The sequence below is a fragment of the Pseudarthrobacter sp. TE9888 genome (genome assembly GCF_056279345.1).
Genome location: NZ_JBWBRD010000002.1, coordinates 1,115,783 through 1,132,370, shown reverse-complemented (window position 1 = coordinate 1,132,370; position 16,588 = coordinate 1,115,783). Strand labels below are relative to the sequence as shown.

8 protein-coding genes are annotated in these 16,588 nt (G+C 63.6%); 3 read left to right on the top strand and 5 right to left on the bottom strand.

Annotated features, from left to right (window positions below; translation table 11 throughout):
- Positions 1 to 20 precede the first annotated feature (20 nt).
- The gene (locus ACZ9J7_RS05840) at positions 21 to 3,893 is read right to left on the bottom strand and encodes a hypothetical protein (protein ID WP_476207809.1); all 3,873 of its coding nucleotides are present in this window, start codon (positions 3,891 to 3,893) and stop codon (positions 21 to 23) included.
- 981 nt (positions 3,894 to 4,874) lie between these two features.
- Entirely contained in the window at positions 4,875 to 5,075 is a 201-nt protein-coding gene (locus tag ACZ9J7_RS05835; RefSeq protein WP_476207808.1) for an AsnC family protein, read from the bottom strand.
- Between the two features lie 632 nt (positions 5,076 to 5,707).
- Here ACZ9J7_RS05835 and metH point away from each other — a divergent pair.
- Positions 5,708 to 9,352, top strand: coding sequence for a methionine synthase (metH, locus tag ACZ9J7_RS05830; RefSeq protein ID WP_476207806.1), 3,645 nt, complete (start codon positions 5,708 to 5,710; stop codon positions 9,350 to 9,352).
- Positions 9,353 to 9,490: 138 nt separating this feature from the next.
- On the opposite strand, the gene ACZ9J7_RS05825 is transcribed toward metH, so the two are convergent.
- Complete coding sequence (locus ACZ9J7_RS05825) at positions 9,491 to 10,345, bottom strand: amidohydrolase family protein (protein ID WP_476207804.1); 855 nt, start codon at positions 10,343 to 10,345, stop codon at positions 9,491 to 9,493.
- 76 nt (positions 10,346 to 10,421) lie between these two features.
- On the opposite strand from ACZ9J7_RS05825, the gene ACZ9J7_RS05820 reads away from it, so the two are divergent.
- Both ACZ9J7_RS05820 and ACZ9J7_RS05815 read left to right on the top strand, forming a co-directional pair.
- Complete coding sequence (locus tag ACZ9J7_RS05820) at positions 10,422 to 11,168, top strand: GntR family transcriptional regulator (protein WP_476207803.1); 747 nt, start codon at positions 10,422 to 10,424, stop codon at positions 11,166 to 11,168.
- A gap of 3 nt (positions 11,169 to 11,171) precedes the next feature.
- Complete coding sequence (locus ACZ9J7_RS05815) at positions 11,172 to 12,443, top strand: SLC13 family permease (protein WP_476207801.1); 1,272 nt, start codon at positions 11,172 to 11,174, stop codon at positions 12,441 to 12,443.
- Between the two features lie 643 nt (positions 12,444 to 13,086).
- On the opposite strand, the gene ACZ9J7_RS05810 is transcribed toward ACZ9J7_RS05815, so the two are convergent.
- The gene (locus ACZ9J7_RS05810) at positions 13,087 to 15,939 is read right to left on the bottom strand and encodes an ATP-binding cassette domain-containing protein (protein WP_476207800.1); all 2,853 of its coding nucleotides are present in this window, start codon (positions 15,937 to 15,939) and stop codon (positions 13,087 to 13,089) included.
- Positions 15,936 to 16,505: a hypothetical protein gene (locus ACZ9J7_RS05805; RefSeq protein ID WP_476207798.1), complete on the bottom strand. Its 570-nt coding sequence runs from the start codon at positions 16,503 to 16,505 to the stop codon at positions 15,936 to 15,938. The genes ACZ9J7_RS05810 and ACZ9J7_RS05805 overlap by 4 nt, the downstream gene beginning before the upstream one ends.
- Between the last annotated feature and the right edge of the window lie 83 nt (positions 16,506 to 16,588).

The window sequence follows — 16,588 nt, the reverse complement described above, 5'->3', positions numbered from 1 at the left end:
AGCGCTTTCGACACTCAGCCTCATCCGATATTGGGTTGACTGCGTTCGAGATGCTTTTCCAAAACTTCGACGAGCGCAGGGACCTCGTCCGTTTCAAGTGTGCCTAATGCGGTGGCATTGGGCGTATGAGCTTGCACCCACTTTCTGCCCGCGTCTGCCGCCCGCTTCAGCTGATCCGGAGTTAGCCGCGAACTTGTAAGGAGTTGTCTTATTACGTTGGCGGCCTCGTCTCTGGCACAGTGATGATTCAAGTAGATGTCGGCTGACGTCCAGACCGATTCCGTTTGATTCGGCTGCAGGTCAGTTCTCTCCAACAACGTAGCTAGGACGAGCCATGCCTGACTCGTATGAGCATTTAGATCAAGCCACTTAATAGACAACGTTTTGGCAATCTCGGCCTGGTCGACCGTCAGGTCCGCATGGAGCAGCATGGTGCGCAGGACGTACCGAGTCTGAAGAAATTCCATGTGCCTGGACGACCATGAGGCGGAAGTGTCCATTACAAGGTCCAGCTGCTCAGGACTAAGATTAGGAGCTCCAAGAAGCACAAGAACTTTACGTTTGCTGGCATTTTTACTGTTGTCATGATTATTGACGGCATCGATCAGCGAATCTATTAGCCCGCTTCGCTGAGCATGACTCAAACCCTCGGCGGCTAGGTATCCACGAACTAGGCTAGTTGACAGAGAAAAACCGTTCTCCCTGAGGAAGCGATCCAGATGCTCGCCTCTGAGCTCCGAACGGGCGAGAAGGGCCTTCTGCACATATTGTGTTTCAACGCCTGAACCCGCACTTTTATCCAGCCAGGCGTTCGCAACGGCGCATGTTGCTTTGCTCTGCTCTTCTGTAAGATCAGTGCGTTTGAGTAGACGTTGGAGCACATGATTAGCTCCAGCAGTGAAGTTGTCGGCCAACCAGACGTGCGCGATGCTGCACATCTGTTCGTTCTGTTCCTCAGATATTTTGTCTCTCTCCAAGAGAGCCTGCAGCACGAAATTGGCTTCGGGACCGGGGTGGTGGTCTAACCAAGCGAGGGCTGCACCGCATGCTGCTTTGCTCTGTTCTTCTTTGAGGTCGGTGCGTCTGAGTAGGAATCGGAGCACGTGATTAGCTCCAGCAGTGAAGTTATTGGCCAGCCAGGCGTGCGCGACGCTGCATACGTCTTCAATTTGTTCTTCAGACAAGTTATCGAATTCCAGGAGAGCCTGCAGCACATGTTTGGCTTCGGGGCCGGGGTGGTGGTCTAACCAAGCGTGGGCTGCCGCGCATGCTGCGTCGGCTTGTTTTGCGCTCAAGGGCATGCTGGCTCTCAGTAGAGCCTGCAGCAGATAGCTCGCTTGAGGGCCAGTATTCTGGTTCAACCTGATGTGGGCTACTTCGCATGCCGCGTTCGTTTGTTCTTCGCTCAGGTCCGTGCGACTCAAAAGTGCATCAATAACGTAGCTTGTATCTGCCCCGAATCCAGACCCAGGGTGAAGAGTGCCAAGTATCCATCTGTGCGCCGATTCGCGTGCTGCTTGACTCTGCCATTCAGTCAGGTCAGTGCGAACCAAAAGCGGCTGAAGCACATAACTGGCTTCCGGGCCCGAGTTTTCGTTCAGCCAAACATGGGCGGCGGCACACGCTGCGTCGGATTGTTCCGCCGTTAAATTGGGACGACTTAGCAGCGCTTCAAGGACATGCCATGCTTCAATGCCGGTGTTGTGCGCCAACCAGTCCTGCGCCGTGACACATGCTGCTTCGGCCTGTTCTGTCACTAGGTCGGTGCGGCGTAGCAGAGGATCCAGCACATAGCTGGCTTCGGGCCCATAATTGCCAGCAATCGAAGCCAAAGCAGCTTCACATGCCCTTTGGGTCTGTTGTTGCGTCAGATTGGCACGCCTTAGCATGCTCCGCAAAACAAAGCTCGCTTCGAGGCCTTCGCGCTCCAGCGCGGCGTGAACTGCTTTGAGGGCTCCTTCCGTTTGGTCTTCACTGAGGTCGGTGCGCCCCAGCAGGGCCGGCAGTAGATAGCTGACTTGAACGTTGGAACAGGTTGCTGCATGCGCGAGAGCTAAACGGACCGCAGTATTAAGGTGACCCGATTCCAGGGTTGGCCTACCTAAAAAGGCGCTTAAAACAAAGGCGGCATCGGGATTTGCACCGTGGTGCTCAAACCAAGTAGCTGCGAAGTTAATAGTCGCCCGCGAGTGCTCCGCGCTTGAATCCTTGCGAAGCAGGAGTGCTGAAAGCAGGTGGGATGCGTATGCGCGGTTCCCGTGCAGAGCTAGCCAATGCAATGCCCGATCAATTGTTCTTGTCATACGTTCGGGACTCAAAAGAGAGGAAGCCAGTAGGCGGGATAGTACGTAATCTGCACCAGGACTGTCGGAAAGCTTTTCTGTCCATGCATAGGACAGTTCGAGGAGCGCATCTACATGCCCCTCAGGCATCTCCTCACGATCGAGAAGATGCCGCAACAGGTATTCCGTGCCGTCAGGAGGGTTAGCCGCCAACCAAGTCAAGGCCATTTCCCCGATTTGGGTACTGTAAATATCGGGAAGGCTCTGTGCTGCGATAGTTAGCAATCCTTGCGCCGCTGTGTGAGAGCCAAGCTCCCGAAGCAGGGGCTTCGTCACTAGGTCCCAGGTTGCCTCCGGACCGGACAACAGAGGCGTGGTGAGGAGTGCTGATGCGGTAACGATGCCCTCGCAGGGGTCACCGATCAAGGCACCAAGTATGTTAGGTCCACTGGTGTCAAGCCAATGCCTAATGCAATCCCGCAGAGTTGTATTTATTTCGTCGCGTGCCTCACGCTCATCGTGGATGCGCTCGAGAGTGATGAAGACGTTGGTTAGAGTCGCCGGCATCGTTGATGCAGCGTCTAAAAGGGTAGCCAAATGGACTGGATGCATTCCGTTCCCGCTTGGGAAGAGGACACTCTCCACCACGTGATCCACTACAACGTCGTGAACTGCGGCAAGCTTGTCTGCCGCGGTGTCAGCAGGCGTGAGCCAGCCCATTGTCGCGAGCATATTCACGAGGTGCTCCGCAGCCTGGTGAGAGTCTTTATCCTGCCCCACGCTAGCGAGCACTGTGGCAGCTGTCAGGGCGGCTTGTCGGGGCGTCGTGGGTGTCGTGGCTAGGACAACCGCCGTCGCGTGAACGGTTTCGTCGACGGTGGGTGGCAGTAATGCAGTCTTGGGATGAGCAAGGGGCAACAAATGGTCTTCTGTAAGGCGATCACGCAAATAATCGCTCAAGTCGTCGGAAATAAGTGTGTCGGTGGCAACTCCCGAAGTGATGTGATCCTCGACAATTGTCGCTATAAGCCTAACTAAGACGGGGCGAGTCAATCCCGTACGGCCTAGGACATACTTTAGGCCTCGCCGTTGCACAGCCGTAGGTGCTGTCTCAGCAGCCACCGCCGCACATACCTCGTAGAGATCCTGAGGATCGGGCGCCAGTTGAACGCGGTCCATTGATTTGAGACCAGGATGTTCTGTGTGGTTGTTCCACCATCCGGTGCGGACGCTTGCTATCACTGCGAGTTTGGGGCTGGGATATCTGGCTGCGGCGGCCAGATCCTGCAACAGGTCTAAGTCAAGGGTGGCGTGGTAGAGGTTGAGGTAGTCGATAACGATCAAGACCGGCTGAGACGAAGTTTCGGTCCGGTCCTTTAGATAGTCCAATGCGGGAGATACATTCGAGCCGCGCATATGGAAGACGTCCCATCCTTCGTTTGAAGCGAGGGCGGCAACCTCAAATAGGGTGCGCGTTTTTCCGATTCCCCCGTGCCCGGTCAGCAGGATACTTCCGGCTTCGAAGGGATTGGTGGCCTTAGCCCAAATGGTTTGTGGATGCCAAGGGGCATCTTCACGAGGAGCGTGATAGGGCAAGACCCAGTCGGTCAATGCGGACCTGTGGCCTCTTAGCGTAGCGATAACAGCCGCGTGAGGCCTTAAGCATGCCGGTATGCGGACTGGGGTCAGACTCACGTTCGTGACTATGTCACCCACCGATGCCCCGGCAGCAACAACTACACCGCCCCGATCGGCAGTCAAATCCACAATTTGAGGGACCACTGGTGCTGGTGATACGGAAGTAGAAGTACTGGCGCCGCCGTTGAATGCAGAAACCTGCTGTGGCCTCGAACCTGTTGTCACCGGGCGGGGCGCGGGCCGCCAAAGCCCCGGCCCCGGTTTTGGAGCAATCAACGCCGAACCACTCACCTTCGCCGCGTTGACTTGGGTCTGGTTTGATCGCTCTGTACTGGACTCACCATTATTGGGGGTCGTAGAGCGTGAAAGGGGCACATGTGACGATGATCCCTCTACGTTACCTACAGAATGCGACATAGAGCCTTTCCTTGTTCAGGCACCGGCGCCTCAATCAGCTCGCGGCACTTAGGTGAGCATCGAAAAGCAGCCCCTCTAGGACTGAGCATTTTACTGTTTGTGGCCACTGGTGGGAACAATAAGATTTTGAAGGACCCAGCCCTCCCATGAGTATTGAGCGTTGATTTGGGTGGGCAGCCGATATATGTATTGCGGGCAAGACATCACCGACCAGGGGGACTCTTAGCTGTGGATTCGAGATCCAGCCTTCAGCTTGACGAAATCAGCTACCGGTCCTGGCATGCCCGGGTCAGGGAATTCACGGCTACAGGCGCACATAAAGGATCGGAGCTCCTGTCAAGCGCTATTTGCAGTGATCATTCGAGTCTTGGAGGGTAGGCCAGAGAGCTTTGCTCGAAGGCGTTCAGGGAGCCCCTCACGCCAGAGCTATACACAACGTCGGCTATCGCTCTCCCCGCCTCTTCTTTGGTCTTTCTAATGAGGCAGGGGAGTGGCTGCCGGCTGCTTGTGGCTCCAGCCCGGGGGGAGTAGCAGCATCTACCGTTTTCCGTATTTACGGTGGACGGCTTGCTTGCTTACGCCAAGACACTGGGCGATTGCTTCCCAGGAAAGGCCGGATTGCCGGGCTTTCCTGACCAGAGATGCTTCTGCGCGCCCGACTTCCTTCTGTAGCTGGGCGACCGCCTGCAGGGCTTCAGCCGGTCCTTTCCCGTCCATGGATGCAATCAGCGTTTTCATCCGTTCCACCTCCACGCGTCAACGTTAATTGACGGCAGGGGAGTGGTCAACACTTGTTGACGTGCTGCTGCTGCTCGCCTCGGTCGGCTCGTCGTCTTTCCCGAAAGTGTGGCTGGGCTGGTCCTGAGAGCAGGTGATCACTTCGGCTGAATGCCGGGCAAATCCTTGCGCCGGCAGGCGCCCTGCGAAACACTCGAGGAACGCGGAATCAGCCTTAAGGTTCCGGCTAACAGCCCCGGACGGGACCGTTATGGCAGTGTCCAAACCCTTCGACAACAAGACCGACGCTGTTGCCGGCATCGCCGCCGTGCGCGAGTACGCCGGCATGGGACTGATCACCGACCACTGCACAACATCCACAAATGCCGCTGCGCCGGCATCCTGGAGCGACACTGGCAATCACACTGGCGAGGCCCTCCAATGCCAAAGATCGCCGCGGGGTCTCCGGCCCCCGCTGGGCCGGGGCAATCCACAAACCTTTCCTGACCGGGCGGGGAGGGGCATCTCCTCCTTCCCAGGGCCAGCTTTACCTAGATTAGTTATCGGCCTTCAAGTAACTGCGCAGCCGGCTATCCGCCGTAGCATCCGGACACACAGCGCAACGCAGGCGCCCCCGCCCGTAACCTGTTTAAATGCCTCGTTTCGCACTGGACATCGAGTCCGTCCCCCGCCCCGCCCGTTCCCAGGAACTCCTGGACGCCGTGAACCACCGGGTGGTCATCGCCGACGGCGCTATGGGCACCATGCTGCAGGGCCGGGACCTGCAGCTGGACGCGGACTTCCAGAACCTGGAGGGCTGCAACGAGATCCTCAACGACACCCGCCCGGACGTCATCGCCGACATCCACGACGCGTACTTCGCCACCGGCATCGACGCCGTGGAAACCAACACCTTCGGCGCCAACTGGTCCAACCTCTCCGACTACGGCATCGACGACCGGATCGAGGAACTCGCCCTCAAGGGCGCCAAAATCGCCCGGGAACGCGCCGAAGCGGCAGAGGAAACGGACGGCCGCATGCGCTGGGTCCTCGGCTCCATGGGCCCCGGCACCAAGCTTCCCAGCCTGGGCCACACCAGCTACGACTGGCTCAAGCAGACCTTCGCCCTGCAGGCTGAGGGCCTCATCGATGGCGGCGCGGACGCGTTCCTCATCGAAACCAGCCAGGACCTCCTGCAGACCAAGGCCGCCGTCAACGGCTGCAAGCAGGCCATCGTCGCCAAGGGCGTCCGCCTCCCCATCTTCGTGGAGGTGACGGTCGAGACCACCGGCACCATGCTCATGGGCTCCGAAATCGGCGCCGCGCTCACCGCCCTTGAACCGCTCGGCGTCGACGCCATCGGCCTGAACTGCGCCACCGGCCCGGACGAGATGAGCGAGCACCTCCGCCACCTCTCCAAGCAGTCCTCCGTCGCCATCGCCTGCATGCCCAACGCCGGCCTGCCCGTCCTCGGCGCCAACGGCGCGCACTACCCGCTCTCACCCGCCGAACTCGCCACGGCGCACGAACAGTTCGTGCGCGAATTCGGCCTGGGCCTGGTGGGCGGCTGCTGCGGTACGACGCCGGAACACATGGCCGCCGTCGTCGAACGTCTGGCGCCCTTCCGCGCCAAAGCCGTGGCCACCGAGGACAAAACAGCGCCGGCACGCATCCCCGAAGAGCGTGAAGCCGGCGTCGCCTCCCTCTACCAGCACGTGAACTTCGACCAGGAGTCCGCCTACCTGGCCATCGGTGAACGCACCAACGCCAACGGTTCCAAGGCCTTCCGCCAGGCCATGCTCGAAGAACGCTGGGACGACTGCGTGGACATCGCCCGCGAACAGATCCGCGTCGGCGCCCACCTGCTGGACGTCTGCGTGGACTACGTGGGCCGCGACGGCGTGGCAGACGTGAAGGAGATCGTCTCCCGGTTCGCGTCCGCCTCCACCCTCCCGCTCGTCATCGACTCCACCGAACCTCCCGTCCTCAAGGCCGGCCTGGAACTCATCGGCGGCCGCCCCGTGGTCAACTCGGTCAACTACGAGGACGGCGACGGCCCCAATAGCCGCTTCGCCCGCATCATGCCGCTGGTCAAGGAACACGGCACCGCCGTCATCGCCCTGACCATCAACGAGGAAGGCCAGGCCCGCACTACCGAGGGCAAGGTGGCCATCGCCTCCCGCCTGGTCGACTCCCTGGTGGGCGAATGGGGCATGCGCGTCGAGGACATCATCGTCGACTGCCTCACCTTCCCCGTCGCCACCGGCCAGGAGGAAACCCGCCGCGACGGCATCGAAACCATCGAAGCCATCCGCCAGATCACCACGAAGTACCCGGGCATCAACACCACCCTCGGCGTCTCCAACGTCTCCTTCGGCCTCAACCCGGCCGCGCGCATCGTCCTGAACTCCGTGTTCCTGCACGAAGCCGTCCAGGCCGGCCTGACCAGCGGCATCATCGACGCCGCCAAGATCGTCCCGCTCGCTTCCCTCCCGGAGGAACAGCGCAAGGTGGCCCTGGACCTGGTCTGGGACCGCCGCGAATACGACGCCGACGGCAACACCACCTACGACCCCCTGGCCCGCATGCTCGACATGTTCGCCGGCGTCGACACCGCAGCGCTGAAGGACCAGCGCGCCGCCGAACTCGCCGCCCTCCCCACGGGCGGCCGCCTGGAACGGCGCATCATCGACGGCGAAGGCAAGGGCCTCGAAGCGGACCTGGACCTGGCCCGCAGCGAGGGCATGACCCCACTGGGCATCATCAACGACCACCTGCTCGAGGGCATGAAGGTGGTGGGCGAACGCTTCGGCGCCGGCGAAATGCAGCTGCCGTTCGTGCTGCAGTCCGCCGAGGTCATGAAGAACGCCGTGGCCCTGCTGGAGCCGCACATGGAGAAGTCGGACTCCTCCGGCAAGGGCACCATGGTCATCGCCACCGTGCGCGGCGACGTGCACGACATCGGCAAGAACCTGGTGGACATCATCCTCACCAACAACGGCTACAAGGTCATCAACATCGGCATCAAGCAGGGCATCGCCGAGATCATCGCCGCGGCGGAGGAACACAACGCCGACGTGATCGGCATGTCCGGCCTGCTGGTGAAGTCCACCGTGGTGATGAAGGAAAACCTCGCGGAGCTGCAGTCCCGCGGCCTGGCCAAGAAGTGGCCGGTCATTTTGGGCGGCGCGGCCCTCACGCGCGCGTACGTGGAGCAGGACCTGGCGGAGCAGTTCGACGGCGTGGTCCGCTACGCCAAGGACGCCTTCGAGGGCCTCTCCCTCATGGAACCGCTGGTGCGCGTAGCCCGCGGCGAATCGCCGGACGACGTCGGCCTGCCGCCGTTGAAGAAGCGCATCCACAAGGGCGGGGCGCAGTTCACCATCACCGAGCCGGAAGCCATGCCCGGCCGGTCCGACGTCGCCACCGACAACCCCGTGCCCGTGCCACCCTTCTGGGGCACCCGCATTGTCCGCGGCGTCTCGCTGCACGACTACTCCGCGTTCCTCGATGAGCGCGCCACCTTCATGGGCCAGTGGGGCCTCAAGCCCGGCCGCGGCGAGGACGGCGCCTCCTACGAGGAACTCGTGGAACGCGAAGGCCGCCCGCGCCTGCGCTACTGGCTGGACCGCATCCTCGGTGAAGGCATGCTGGACGCCTCCGTGGCGTACGGCTACTTCCCCGTAGTCTCCGAGGGCGAACAGGTAGTGGTTCTGCACCACGGCGAGGATCCCGACGGCGTCCTGGGTCAGGCGGGTCTGCTCGCCCCGGACGGAGGTTCAGGCGGCCCGATCGGCACCGACCGCCTGCGGTTCGATTTCCCGCGCCAGCGCCGCGACCGGCACCTGTGCCTGGCCGACTTCGTGAAGTCCCGCGAGTCAGGGCAGATCGACGTGCTGCCCGTGCAGCTGGTCACCGCCGGCTCCAAGATCGAGGAGTTCACCTCCAAGATGTTCGCAGCCAACCAGTACCGCGACTACTACGAGCTCAACGGCCTGGTCATGCAGCTCACCGAGGCGCTCGCGGAATTTTGGCACGCCCGGATCCGCAAGGAGCTGGGCTTCGCGGCGGAGGAGCCCAAGGACACGGCAGGGTATTTCAAGCTGGACTACCGCGGTGCGCGCTTCTCGCTGGGCTACCCCGCCTGCCCGGACATGGAGGACCGCCGCAAGGTCACCGAGCTGCTGAAGCCCGAGCGCATGGGCGTCATCCTGAGCGACGAGCTCATGCTGCACCCCGAACAGTCCACCGACGCGTTCGTGTTCCACCACCCGGAGGCCAAGTACTTCAAGGTGTGAGCTGGGCCGGTCCGTGGCCTGGCCTTCCTACCAGGCAGGGTTCGAGCCCCGAAAGGCTCGTGGAAGCCAAACGGCGGGCGGCTGTTGCAGGCGTCAAGGGGTTTGTCGCCTCAGTCCACCTCGAACAGCTCGTCGCGTCTAGTTCGGGCGCTGGAGCGCCGGCGCGATCGCGGTGTTGTGGGATGGTTCGGGCCACTCCAGGAGTGCGTAGGGGTTGATGGTCATCATGCGGTTGAGCTGTTCTTCTCCTGCCAGGTTTCGGGACCATACCAGGAGTTCCTGGTAGGTGTTCTCTTCATGTCGGGTGAACGGCCAGTCGCTGCCGAACACGAGGCGGTCGGGCGAGCCTTGCTCCAGCAGCCGGGAGAACATCACCGCGGCCTGATCATAGGAGGATCTGTACGGGGCGGAGACCTTGACCCAGGTCGTAGTCTTCCCGGCCAGGTCCAGCACGGCCTCGGTGGCTTCAGGGTGTTGGCTCTGGGGCAGTCCGAGGTGATCGATGACCAGTCTTGTTGGCCATGCGGCCAGTGCGGGGGCAAGGTCGAGCCACTGCTGCCCTGAGGCTTGAATTTCCAAGTGCCAACCACGGGCTGCCATCACCGAACCCGCCGCCTTCCACGCTGTGGAGAAGAGGTCGGGGACAGGGCGCCCGACAAGGTTCAACCGCACGCCCCGCACGCCGGTTTCGTGCAGAACGCGCACCCTCTCCTGGGAAAGTTCGCGCCGGAGATCGTCAGTGGACACCACGATCACGCCGCGAAGGGTGTCCGGGGCGACGGCAAGGCCGGCCAGAAGGTAGCTGTTGTCAGAGCCGAGGAAGCTTGGCTGAACGAGCACACCGCGACCCACCCCATTGGTGGCAAGGACGTTCAGGTACTGGTCCAGCGTCGCCTCATAGTCCGGGACATACCGTGCGCCATCGGTTACGCGAAGCCGTGGATGGAAAATGTGCGCGTGAGTATCAACCAGCGGGAGGCCGTTTCCGTTCATGGTCCCACCATAACCTGAGAACAATAAACCTTTATAGGACTAGACCTATAAAGGAATCTCGTTTAGGCTGTGAGGCATGACACAACCTTCCAGCTCCCCGGCTTTGGCTCAGACCGACCAGCGACTGCCGCTTCACGCCCGGGTCAAAGATGACCTGATCCGGCGCGTTCGGGCAAACGAATGGGCCAGCACAACACCGCTGCCGCCCGAGTCTGCCTTGGCTGAGGAGTACAGCATCTCGGTGGGAACGCTGCGGCGCGTCCTTGCGGAGCTGGCCGCTGACGGGATCCTGGAACGCCACCAGGGGCGCGGTACTTATGTTCGTCGGGCTACATTCCAGCACTCCCTGTTCCGTTTCTTCCGGATGCAGGGCGGCGCCGGACACGCCCCCGGCAGCCGCATCCTCGAACGGACCACGCAGGCCGCACCCATCCACGTCGCCGCCGCCCTGAACGTCCAGGAAGATTCCCCTGTCCTGCACCTTCATCGTCTTCGTTTGTGGCAGGACACCCCTTTCCTGGTCGAAGACATTTGGCTCCCGCTGCCGCAGTTTCAGCCGATCGCTGACGTTGATCTCGAGGAGCTCGGCAGCCTGCTGTATCCGGAATACGAAAACCGGATCGGCATCATTATTGGCTCGGCAACCGAGGAACTTTCGGTCACCCAGGCGGCAGGCGGCCAGGCCGCACTTCTGAACTGCAGAGGCGGGGACCCCCTCGTCAAAATCAACCGCACCGCACGAACCCACACCGGCGACGTCGCCGAGTACCGCGAGTCCTATGGGCTGGCATCATCATTCCGATACCAAGTGGAGATCAACTAAGCCATGCAAGAACTTGTGGCCGTTTCCGGCCTCGTCCTCATCTTCGGCCTCTCAATGTGGCGCAACATCAACATGGGCGCCGTCGCCCTGGTTGTTACCTTCCTGCTCGGCGTGCTCTATTTCGGCCAGACGGCCTCCGATCTTGCATCCGGCTTCCCGGGCAGCCTCCTTATCACCCTGCTGGGCGTGACCTACCTCTTCGGCATGGCACGGGCCAACGGCACCATCGATCAGATCGTCGGAGGAGCCGTGGGAGCCGTGCGGGGACGGATCGCCCTGGTCCCATGGGTCTTCTTCATCCTCGCCGCCATTATTACCGGCTCCGGAGCGCTGTCTGCAGCCACCAACGCCATTCTTATCCCCGTGGGCCTCGCCTTCGCCCAGCGGTACAGGATTAACCCGCTGCTGGTCGGGCTGTGCATCATCAACGGCACCAACGCAGGCGGATTTTCCCCCATCGCCGTCTACTACAACATCATCAACGGAGTCTTGGCGAAAGTTGGCGTCTCCGTGGACGCCGGTCAGCTCTTCCTCTGGACCTTCATCGCCAACGTTGTCATCAACGCTGTCGCGTTCATTCTGCTGGGGGGACCTGAACTGATGCGCCGCGGACGCGAAGAAGAGACCGCGGACACCACCACCTCATACCTCGGCGGCGGCACCGCAACCATCACCAAAACCGCTACCTGGACGGGCCAGAAAATCGTCACTGTGGTGCTCATGGTCAGCATCCTTGTCGGCGCCCTGGGCTTCAAGCTCGACGTAGGATTCCTCGCCCTCGCGGCTGCCGTGGTCCTTTCGGCACTGTACCCGCAGCACTCCAAGGAAGCCCTCGGCCACATTGGCTGGAACGTCATCCTGCTGATCGGCGGAATCGTCACCTACATCAGCATGCTCGAAAACGCAGGCGTCATCAAAGGCCTCGCCAACTCCGTCGCGGGCATCGGGACGCCGCTTCTCGCCGCACTCATGATGCTCGCAGTGGCCGGCGTCGTCTCAGCCTTCGCCTCCACCAACGCCATGTTCGTCGTCCTGGTCCCCCTCGCAGCCCCGCTGCTTGTCACAGGCTCCGTCGCTGTCCTGGGCTTCGTGATCGCGCTGTGCATCGCCGCCTCTGCTGTCGATTCCAGTCCCTTCTCCACCGGCGGGGCACTTGTCATCGCCAACACAGAGGAAGAAAAACGCGAAAAGACCTTCCGCGGCATGATGATCTGGGGCATGTCAATGATCGTCGCAGCACCCCTGCTGGCCTGGCTCCTGTTCGTAGTCATCTAACCCAGGACACCCAGGGAAGGCGGGCTGAGCTCTCAGCCCGCCTTCAGCAACTCCCGAGCTCCCAACAACGACGTGAGTATGAGTCCGCTGCACCGTCAGATCAGCACACTAAAGGATGACCATGCCAGCTCGCCGAACAGAACCAGTCCCGAACTGGACGAAACTACGACTCGGCGATCAAATAGATGTTTACAAAAACGGGACATTATTAGCGTCGGGAATCGTCGACATGGTCGCCTTAGATGGCGCCGTCTTCTGGCTAACCCAAGACGGCGTCTCCGGCCGCAGCCTTTTCCTCCACGCCGACAAACTCACCGTCCTAAAACGACCTTAGAAATGCCATGATCCCGGTGCAGGGCCTCGCTTGCAACACCCCCAGACCCCAAAGACGGGATCTCCGCCCCGTTATTCAGGGCAATCAATTTCTCTGCCACGTCAATCCTCTCGTTTCCCACATCCCGTCAACCCGCTGGTTCGACTTCCCGGAAGGGCGGGATGAACAGCGGTCTGCCAGACCATCCCATCTCGGCCTCGAAACGCTTCGGATGGCCTGCGGTAGGAGGAAGCCACTTCGCATCGAGGTTCGCGAGTAGCGCGTCGAGGTTCCCGGACAGCGTGCGGGTTGGGATTCCCGTCGGTGTCCTCAGACCCCGAGGTGAAGCCGGTCCCTCGCCTGGCCGGATAGAGCTTGCGAAGGTGGCCCGCCCCCGCTTGACACCGGCTTCACCCGCCGGAGCGAGACGAGCACGGCACGCCCCACCACGGCGACGCCGATCACCGTGGTGATGGCTCGCAGGGTGTCCCAGCCCGCCGTCGACGTCAACAGCGAATACAGCAGGAAGCTGCTGAGGTTGGTGCCCAGCGGCGCGCCCGGAACGTAGGAGATGCCGGTGCCGCCGCCCACGGCGAAGGGCCAGAACCACAGGTTCAGCAGCAGCCCGAACACGTACGACGACACCACCCCGTAGGCCGCCAGCATCCACAGTTCGGCCCTCCCGCGCACCCTGCGCGGGAGCAGGCCAGCCCCGGCGCCCACCCACGCGCAGGCAAAGACCTGGAACGGCGTCCACGGCCCGATGCCGCCCCACAGCGCACTGGAGACGGCAATCGTCGCGGCACCGAGCAGCAGGCCGAAGCGGGCACCGAACGCCCGGCCCGCCAGGATCAGCAGGATGAACACCGCTTCCACGCCGCCGACGCCGGTGCTCGCCACCCGCACGGCGGAACCCACGGCAGCCAGCACTCCGAGCAGCGCCACGGTATGGGCCGAGCGGACGGATCCGTCCAGGGAAAGCACGACGGCGACCGCGGCCACGGGTGCGATGGCCAAGGCAATGTAGGGGGTGGCGGCAGCTGCGTCCTGGGGGAGTGCCGCGGCCAGCAGCGGCCAGCAGAACGCCGCCAGGGCAGCCAGATTGGCGAGGGCGAGGACAGCAAGCTCGACGCCCCGCGGCAACCGGGCCCGGTGGGGCCTCCTGGCACCCGGTACGTCTGCCGGGTCAGCGGCGGACGCCCCCGCCTGCGCGCCGGCAAGAGAGGGCACGGATGTTTGGACGCGCGGTGCAGGGACATACGGTTCCGGGACACGGGCAGGTTCCAGGGAGGGGGCCACGCCATCGCGCATCGGGAGGACCCGGGCGCCCAGGCCGTGGGCGAAGTCGAGGTCGTGCGTGGCGATCAGGACCGCGGCCCCGTCCTCTGCTGCGGTACGCAGGGCCGCCGCCACTGCGGTCCGGGCGGCGGGATCGAGTCCGCGCGTGGGTTCGTCGATGAGTAGAACATCCGGGTCATCCATGGTCTGCAGGGCGATGGCCAGGATCCTGCGCTCGCCGGCGGAGAGGTCCCGCGGATGCTGGTTGCCGATCGGCATATGGACGCCTCCCCGCAGCCGGGACAGCCGTGCCGCCGCGGTACCGGGGGCAACCGTTGTCCCGTTCTTTCGGCGTGCCAGCCGCCGTTCCGCCGACCGCAGTTCGCCCGCGACCGTATCCCTGGTGAACAGGTCGTCCGATGCGTCCGGCACCAGGGCGACCCGGCCGCCGTCGGACATTGCGCCCGTACCTTCGCGCAGGGCCAGCGCCACCAGCAGGGACGACTTCCCGGCCCCGTTCGGCCCCGCCAGCGCCACGATCTCGCCGCGGTGCAGGGCCAGGGACGCGTCGCGGACCAGCGGCGTGCCCTTCCGGCGCACCTCAAGATGGGTTGCCGCCAGCACGGGGGTGCGGGCGTGGTCCGGAGCGGCCGCCGGCCAGGATTCGGCGGGAGCGGCGGGGGCGGCGGGGGCGGGCGCGGTGCCTGGGACGAGCGCGCCGCCCTCGACGGTCCACCAGGAGTCAGCCACCGGCACCAGCGCCGCGGCCCGGTGTTCGGCGACGATGACGCACACGCCGTGTTCGCGGGCCAGGGTGCTGAGCACGGCGATGACGCGGCTGCGCGCCGTGGCGTCGACGTCGGCCAGGGGCTCGTCCACCAGCAGCAGCCGGGGCTGGTCCACGACCGCGGCGGCGATGGCCACGAGCGTTGCCTCACCTGCCGAGAGGGTGCTGACGTCCCGGTCCAGCAGCGCGGACACCCCTGCCCGATCCGCCATCTCCAGCACCCGGGCCTTCGTGGTGGAGGACGGCATGCCGCGGAGCTCGAGGGCCAGGGCGATGTCATCCCGGACCCGGGTGGTGGCAAAGGCTGCGCGCGGATTCTGCAGGACGACGCCCACCAACCCCGCGGTATCGCGCGGGGGAGCGCCGGCGCGGTCCGTCCCGGCTATCTGCACGGTGCCGGTCAGCCCGCCGCCGTCCACGTGGGAAAGGAGGCCCGCGAGGCCCCGCAGGATGGTGGACTTGCCGGAGCCCGTGGGCCCGGTGATCACCGCGACGGACCCGGCCGGCGGTGCAAACGAATCAACCCTGATGCGCGTGTCAGCGATGCGGAACTCTGCGTCGCGCACCAGGAGCGGCGCGCCGTCGTCGTGATGTCCTTGGCGGGGCGCCCGGCTGCCGAAGCCGCGCAGCTCCAGGGCCGCGGCAATGCGGCTGGCGTGCTCCAGGGTGCGTTCGAGGACGGGAACCAGGGCGCGGGGGCCGAAGCGTTCGCCCCGGAGCCGGAAGGCCAGGCGGACCGAGGCCACGGCGTCGGCCAGCGCCGGGAGGGCCGCCCACGCCACCACCAGCATGCGGGCCACGCCCTGCAGGGGACCGCCGCGGGCCAGCCGGACAAAACCGCGGGACACATCCACCCAGGCGTTGAGCAGGCCGAAGCCGAGGATCGTTGCGGCGATCGGCAGCGCTGACAGCACCGCCGCCCAGAGCCCCGGGGCCGTGATCGTGCCCAGGAACACCACGTGGGCGTACGGGGCGGGGAGCCTCAGCGGCGGAAGGTCCAGCAGGACCGGGGTACCGGTGGCCGCCCCGTTGAAAAGGGCCCGGTAGGCGACCCGTGCCGCGATGAACACAGCAGCGAGAACCGCCGCTGCGCGCAACGGCGCGGGCCGGAAGGTCATGACGCGGGGGCTGCCGGTTCGTTGTCCACCGTGTAGAGCAGTTCAAGGCTCTCTCCGGGGTTGAGCTTCAGGCTGTCCAGCCCTTCCTGCGCGTAACCCCACGCACCGGCGGCGGGCTTCACCCAGAGTGCCCAGTACGAGACAGTGTTTTTGTCATCGCACGCTTCACGGATCGTGCCACCCTTGTGCTGGATGTCGAAGTCCGCGGCGGGCACGCCGTTGACGCGGCACGCGAAGCTCGTGGGGTACTTGGCGGTGCCCTCGATCTTCACGTCGGCTTTGCTCAGCACGTCCGATGCCACGGTGGGTCCGTCCACGGACACGCAGGCCGAGGTGTCGGCGGCGGACTGCTTCAAGGCCCCGGAATCGACGACGACCTTCACGCCCGCGCAGGGGCCGGCAGAGGTTGCGGCAGCACTGGCACTCGACGATGCCGCTGCAGATGAGGCGGAGGCCGAGGAGCTTGGCTGGGTGGAGGCCGGGGTGGAACAGGCGGCGAGGGTAAGCAGGAGGCCGGCGGCGGCGAGGGAGCCCGCGGACGCGGCGCGAAGTTTAGTCAATGTCACCTGTCAAGGGTAGGGCGTAGCCGCTTCGGAGCGGATGGCCGTTCCGTTGTGTGACGCGGGCCCTCAACATGGGCAGAAAGCCG

Excerpts from the sequence above, each read along its gene's own strand:
- ACZ9J7_RS05835 (WP_476207808.1), bottom strand. The coding sequence starts at position 5,075 with ATGAAAACGCTGATTGCATCCATGGACGGGAAAGGACCGGCTGAAGCC.
- ACZ9J7_RS05825 (WP_476207804.1), bottom strand. The coding sequence starts at position 10,345 with ATGAACGGAAACGGCCTCCCGCTGGTTGATACTCACGCGCACATTTTC.
- metH (WP_476207806.1), top strand. The coding sequence starts at position 5,708 with ATGCCTCGTTTCGCACTGGACATCGAGTCCGTCCCCCGCCCCGCCCGT.
- ACZ9J7_RS05815 (WP_476207801.1), top strand. The coding sequence starts at position 11,172 with ATGCAAGAACTTGTGGCCGTTTCCGGCCTCGTCCTCATCTTCGGCCTC.
- ACZ9J7_RS05810 (WP_476207800.1), bottom strand. The coding sequence starts at position 15,939 with ATGACCTTCCGGCCCGCGCCGTTGCGCGCAGCGGCGGTTCTCGCTGCT.
- ACZ9J7_RS05820 (WP_476207803.1), top strand. The coding sequence starts at position 10,422 with ATGACACAACCTTCCAGCTCCCCGGCTTTGGCTCAGACCGACCAGCGA.